6 protein-coding genes are annotated in these 5,659 nt (G+C 70.6%); all 6 read left to right on the top strand.

Features of this window, described 5'->3' with window-relative positions; genetic code table 11:
• The coding region (locus AB0G02_RS26825) for a hypothetical protein (RefSeq protein ID WP_360798791.1) at positions 1 to 473 on the top strand (473 nt) is incomplete at its 5' end.
• 6 nt (positions 474 to 479) lie between these two features.
• Positions 480 to 1,322 (top strand): sugar ABC transporter permease, encoded by an 843-nt coding sequence (locus AB0G02_RS26830; RefSeq protein WP_360798794.1) that lies wholly within the window; start codon positions 480 to 482, stop codon positions 1,320 to 1,322.
• Entirely contained in the window at positions 1,319 to 2,272 is a 954-nt protein-coding gene (locus AB0G02_RS26835) for a carbohydrate ABC transporter permease (RefSeq protein ID WP_360798797.1), read from the top strand. The genes AB0G02_RS26830 and AB0G02_RS26835 overlap by 4 nt, the downstream gene beginning before the upstream one ends.
• Before the next feature lie 371 nt (positions 2,273 to 2,643).
• Positions 2,644 to 3,972, top strand: a complete 1,329-nt coding sequence (locus tag AB0G02_RS26840) for an endo-1,4-beta-xylanase (RefSeq protein WP_360798806.1) — start codon at positions 2,644 to 2,646, stop codon at positions 3,970 to 3,972.
• A 7-nt stretch (positions 3,973 to 3,979) separates the two neighbouring features.
• A complete protein-coding gene (locus AB0G02_RS26845) occupies positions 3,980 to 5,332 on the top strand; it encodes a PHB depolymerase family esterase (RefSeq protein ID WP_360798800.1) in 1,353 nt (450 codons plus the stop codon).
• Between the two features lie 37 nt (positions 5,333 to 5,369).
• The coding region (locus AB0G02_RS26850) for an endo-1,4-beta-xylanase (RefSeq protein ID WP_360798803.1) at positions 5,370 to 5,659 on the top strand (290 nt) is incomplete at its 3' end.

Below are 5,659 nucleotides of genomic sequence, written 5' to 3' on the forward strand. Positions count from 1 at the left end.
ACGGCGACTGGGAGGCCGCCGCGCTCGACCGGCGGATGCCGGGCCGGGTCGGCTTCTTCCTCGCGCCGCCGGTGCGGGCCGGTGACCCGCGGGCGGCGATGTCCGGTCCCCCGACCTTCGCCATCCCGGCCCGCGCCGCGCACCCCGACTGCGCCGCGTTCTTCCTGAACTGGGCGGTCACCGACCACGCGGCCCGGGAGACCACCGTGAAGGTCGGCGGGGCGCTCCCCCTCGGGCCCGCCGGCGACGACCGGCTCCCGGTCGAGCCGGGGTCCGTCACGGCCGCCACGGTGGCCGCCGCCGCCCGGGTCGCCGCGGACGGCACCGGCATGGACTTCCTGGCCAACGCCACCGGCGCCATCCTGACCGAGAGCTGGACGCCCCGGCTGCAGGAGCTGGTGGAGGGCGAGTGCGAGCCGGAGGACCTGCTGCGCCGGGTGCAGGCCGACTACACCGACCAGATCGGCCGGTGAGCCGCGGTGCGGCGCCTGGTCGGCTGGGCGTTCGTCCTGCCCGCGCTGGCGGTGTACGCGGTGTTCGTGCTGCGCCCGCTGGCGTCGACGGTCCGGTACTCGCTGTACCGGTGGGACGGGGTCGGCCCTTCCACCTGGGTCGGCTGGGACAACTACCGCACCGTGCTCACCGACCCGGACCTGTACGGCGCGGTGGGCCACGCGCTGGTGTTGGTGGTGTTCTTCACCGGCGTGCCGGTGCCGTTGGCCCTGCTGGCGGCCTCGGTGATCCGGCACGCCGCGGCGAGCGGCCCGGTGCGGGTGGTGCTCCTGCTGCCCCAGGCGGTGCCGCTGGTGGCGGCCGGGATCGCGTGGAGCCTGCTGCTGTCGTCCACGGGCGCGGTGAACCGGCTGCTGGACGCGGTGGGCCTGGGCGGGGTGACGCGGGCGTGGCTGGGCGACTCGTCGACCGCGCTGGCCGCGGTGGGCGTCATCGGGGCGTGGGTGCTGCTCGGCCTCTGCACGACGTTGCTGCTGGTGGGCGCGGAGCGGATCGACCCGGCGCTGTACCAGGCGGCACGGCTGGACGGCGCGGGCCTCTGGCAGGAGATCCGCGCGGTCGTGCTGCCCGGCGTGAGCCGTGAGCTGGGCGTGTGCGCCACCGTCACGGCGATCGCGGCGCTGGCGGGCTTCGACATCGTCTACGTCACCACGCGGGGAGGGCCGGGCGAGGCCACGACGGTGCCCGGCCTGGAGGTGTTCTCCCTGGCGTTCGCGCAGCGGGAGGTCGGCCTGGCGTCGGCGTTGGCCGTCGTCTCCGCGGTGGTGGTCCTGGTGGTGGTGGCGCCCGTGCTGCGGTGGTCGCGGTGATCACCGGGAGGTGGGAGCGGGCCGCCGGCCGGGTGGTGCTGCTCGTGCTGGTCGTCGTGACGCTCGTGCCGTTCGTCGACCTCTTCGTCACCGCGCTGCACCCGCCGGGGACCTACCCGGCCGGTCTGACCTGGCCGCGTGACCCGCACTGGTCGAACTTCGCGAACGCGTTCCGGCAGGCCCGGATGGCCGAGCTGCTCACGTCGAGCGCGCTGGTCGTGCTCGGCGTCGTCCCGCTGACGCTGGCCTTGGCGGTGCCGGCGGCCTACGCGCTCGGGCACCTGCGGTTCACCGGCCACCGCGCGGTGCTCGGGCTGTTCGCGGTGGGGCTGGTGCTGCCGCTGGAGGCGATCGTCACGCCGCTCTACCAGCAGGTGCGGGACCTGGGCCTGCTCGACACCCGGTGGGGCCTGGTGGTGGCGCTGGTCGCGATCCACCTGCCGTTCGCGGTGTTCTGGCTGCGGGCGCACTTCGCCGGGGTGCCGCCGGAGCTGTCGGACGGCGCGCGGGTGGACGGCGCGGGGCCGTGGCAGGTCTTCGCGCGGGTGCACCTGCCGCTGGCCCGACCCGCGATGTCGTCGCTGGCGATCCTGCTGCTGGTCTGGACGTGGAACCACTTCCTGCTGGCGATCGTGCTGGTCGACGATCCCGCGCGGCGCACGGCGGCGGGCGCGCTCGGCGCGTTCCAGGGCCGGTGGGGCACGGACGTGCCGCTGCTGTGCGCCGGGGCGCTGCTGCTCATCACGCCGCTGCTGGTGGTGTTCGCGCTGCTGCACCGGCGGGTGTCCGCAGACCTCGCCAGAGCGGCGTCGAGCCCGCTCCGGGTGGTCCACCGATCAGCAGGGTCGCCACCGGAACCATATCGGGTCAACGTTTCCCGAAAGCTAAAGATGTTTGCGCTAACTTTAGCGGGACGGCCGAAATTGACTGTCGAACGGCGTTCGAACTGACCATGCCGCCGCAAAGCCGTGTCGATCTCCCCAAAAGGTGCAGGAAGCCGCCCTGACCGGTCCGCACCGGCCCTCACCTGCACGAAACATTTGCGTTACGTCTTGACCGGCTGTGGACCATCGTTCACAGTCTGAGAGGTACGAAGCGCGCGCCCGTGAAGGCAACTACCGGGCCCCCTGTCCCTCGCTTTACGAAGGGGAGGTCCGTTCACCTGTTTGTTAACGCTAACAGCCAGGTGGGATCTCTTGACCAGTGTTCCGATCCGTAAGGACACGTGATGAACCAATCGACACGAGCGGTCATTCGACCGACGCTCGCGCGTCAGTCGAGAACAACGGCGTTGCTGCTCGTCGCGGGACTCGTCGCCACCATGATGACGGTGGCGTTCACCGGCCTGGCCCAGGCGGGCACCACGCTGGGAGCCTCGGCGGCGGAGAAGGGCCGGTACTTCGGTACGGCGGTCGCGGCGGGCAAGCTGGGTGATTCGACCTATGTGAACATCCTGAACCGGGAGTTCAACATGGTCACCGCCGAGAACGAGATGAAGTGGGACGCCACCGAACCCAACCGGGGGCAGTTCAACTACACCAACGGCGACCGCATCCTCAACCACGCCCTCAACAACGGCAAGCGCGTCCGCGGCCACGCCCTGCTGTGGTACCAGCAGCAACCCGGCTGGGCCCAGAACCTCAGCGGCTCCGACCTCCGCTCGGCCATGATGAACCACGTCACCCAGGTCGCCACCCACTACAAGGGCAAGATCTACGCCTGGGACGTCGTCAACGAAGCCTTCGCCGACGGAACCTCCGGCGCCCGACGCGACTCCAACCTCCAGCGCACCGGCAACGACTGGATCGAAGCCGCCTTCCGCGCCGCCCGCGCCGCCGACCCCGCCGCCAAACTCTGCTACAACGACTACAACACCGACGGCGTCAACGCCAAGTCCACCGGCATCTACAACATGGTCCGCGACTTCAAATCCCGCGGCGTGCCCATCGACTGCGTCGGCTTCCAGTCCCACCTCACCAACTCCGCACCCTCCGACTACCAGGCCAACCTCCAACGCTTCGCAGACCTCGGCGTCGACGTCCAGATCACCGAACTCGACATCTCCGGCTCCAACCAGGCCAACGCCTACGCCACCGTCACCCGCGCCTGCCTCGCCGTCGCACGCTGCACCGGCATCACCGTCTGGGGCATCCGCGACAGCGACTCCTGGCGCACCGGAGCCAACCCCCTCCTCTTCGACAGCAGCGGCAACAAGAAAGCCGCCTACACGTCGGTGCTGAACGCCCTGAACGCCGGTGGCACGACGACTACGACGACCACCACCACGACCACCAGCACCACGACGACGACCACGACCACGACCACGACGACCACCACCACCACGAGCGATCCCAACCCGAGTGGTTGCTCCGCGTCGGTCGTGCTGAACTCCTGGGACGGCGGGTTCGTGGCCACCATCAAGGTCACCGCCGGGTCCACCGCGCTGCACGGCTGGAGGGTCACCACCACGCTCGCGTCGGGCGCGACCGTCACCGGCTCCTGGAGCGCCAACCGCAGCGGCACCAGCGGCACGGTGAACTGGACGAACGTCGACTACAACGGCAACGTCGCGGCCGGCCAGTCCACCGAGTTCGGCTTCCAGGGCACCGGGAGCGGCGCAGGCCTCAACCCGACGTGCGTGGGGAGCTGAGCCGCGGATGAGGAACGCCAAGCGGACGCTCGTCGCCGCCGTCGCGATGGTGTCCGGCCTGATCACCGCGCTCGCGCTGGTGGTGCTCGCGCAACCGGCGAGCGCGGCGTCGTTGACCCGGGTGACGAACTTCGGCACCAACCCGACCGGGCTGAACATGTACGTCTACGCGCCCGACCGGCTGGCCGCACGTCCCGCCCTGCTGCTCATGGTGCACTACTGCAGCGGCAGCGCGAGCGGCGTCCACAACGGCAACGGCCACGACTACGTCACCGCGGCGGACCGCTACGGGTACGTGATCGTCTACCCGGAGGCCACCCGCGAGGGCCACTGCTTCGACGTGTCGACGCCGAACGCGTTGCGCCGCAACGGAGGCGGCGACTCGACGGGCATCATGTCGATGGTGTCCTACGCGCGCCAGCGCTACAACGTCGACCCGGCGCGCATCGTCGTGGCGGGCTTCTCGTCCGGCGCGATGATGACCAACGTGCTGGCCGCCCAGTACCCGGACGTGTTCAGCGCGGGCGCGGCGTACTCGGGCGTCCCGGCGGGTTGCTTCGCGACCACCAACGGGTCGCTGTGGAACAGCCAGTGCTCGGGCGGGAACGTGCTGAAGACCCCGCAGCAGTGGGGTGACCAGGCACGGGCCATGTTCCCCGGCTACACCGGCCCGTACCCGAGGATGCAGTTCTGGCACGGCACCACCGACACCACGCTGGCGTACCCGAACTACGGCGAGGAGCTCGACCAGTGGACCAACCTCCACGGGGTGAGCCGGACGCCGACGTCCACGGACTACCCGCAGTCGAGCTGGATGCGCACCCGCTACGGCAGCGTCATCGAGGGCATCAGCATCCAGGGCACCGGCCACACCCTCCCGCAAGCCGGGATGCTGGCCTACTCGATCTCTTTCCTGGGGCTGGACCGCCCGACCACGACCACGACGACCACCACCACGACCAGCAGCACCACGACCACGACCAGCAGCACGACGACGACAACGACCACACCGACGACGACCACCACCACGCCGGTCCCGGCCGACGGGTGCAAGGTCACCGCGGCGGTCAACGCGTGGAACAACGGCCTGACCGAGACGATCACCATCGCGAACACGTCCGCCACGGCCGTGAACGGCTGGCAGCTCGCGTTCACGCTCCCGGGCGGGCAGGCCATCACCGGCGGCTGGAGCGCCACGTACGCCACCGCGACGGGTCAGGTGACCGCGACCAACGTCGACTACAACGCGCAGATCCCGGCGAGCGGATCGGTGTCGATCGGCTTCCAGGCCACCCACACCGGCAACAGCGCCGCCGCGACCGGGTTCACGCTGAACGGCGTGCCGTGCGCCACGACGTGACGAACCGGATCCACGCGACACCTCGACTGGAGGCACCGTGATCAGCACGACGAAAAGGCTCGGCGCGGCGGTGGTGGCGCTCGCGTCCGTCACCGCGCTGTCCGTCATCCTGTCCCCTCCGGCGTCGGCCGCCTCGCCCTTGCGCGACCTCGCCGCGGCCAAGGGGCGGTACTTCGGCAACTCGATGACCGCGGGCGACTTCAACGACTCCGCCTACCGCTCGTTGAACGCGCGGGAAGCGGGAGTCGTGACGCCGGGCAACGAGATGAAGTGGGACGCCACCGAACCCACGCGCGGCGGCTTCACGTTCACCCGCGGCGACCAGGT

The sequence above is a fragment of the Actinosynnema sp. NPDC023658 genome (assembly GCF_040639995.1).
GTDB lineage: Bacteria > Actinomycetota > Actinomycetes > Mycobacteriales > Pseudonocardiaceae > Actinosynnema.

Coding starts and splice junctions, on each gene's coding strand:
- AB0G02_RS26840 (WP_360798806.1), top strand. CDS start 2,644: ATGATGACGGTGGCGTTCACCGGCCTGGCCCAGGCGGGCACCACGCTG.
- AB0G02_RS26845 (WP_360798800.1), top strand. CDS start 3,980: ATGAGGAACGCCAAGCGGACGCTCGTCGCCGCCGTCGCGATGGTGTCC.